The sequence below is a fragment of the Staphylococcus gallinarum genome (assembly GCF_000875895.1).
GTDB classification, from domain to species: Bacteria; Bacillota; Bacilli; order Staphylococcales; family Staphylococcaceae; genus Staphylococcus; species Staphylococcus gallinarum.
The window spans coordinates 1-241 of record NZ_JXCF01000152.1 but is presented as its reverse complement, the minus strand read 5'-3'; the positions used below and the strand labels follow the sequence as shown (position 1 = coordinate 241).

1 pseudogene is annotated in these 241 nt (G+C 27.8%); it reads right to left on the bottom strand.

Annotated features, from left to right (window positions below):
• Nucleotides 1–9: 9 nt before the first annotated feature.
• Nucleotides 10–241 (bottom strand): annotated as a pseudogene (locus tag SH09_RS13855) (replication initiation factor domain-containing protein); the annotation flags it as partial.

Sequence of the window (241 nt, the reverse complement as noted above, 5' to 3'; positions counted from 1 at the left end):
ATTGTTTTTTCACTCCCAAAATCTAAATTCACGCTGCCAAAATTCAATCTGCTTTTGCAATTGTTTTTCATTCTCTTTTAAAGTCAATTTCATTAAGTCCGTTAAATCAATTTCTGAAATTCTTTTTAACATTTCTCTGTATTTATTTTTTGTACGTCTTTCTAATTTACCCCATGTACTTTCTTCATGAATTAGCATATAAATCATTGCTTGGTCTTTTACTTTTTCTAAACTAGACCAA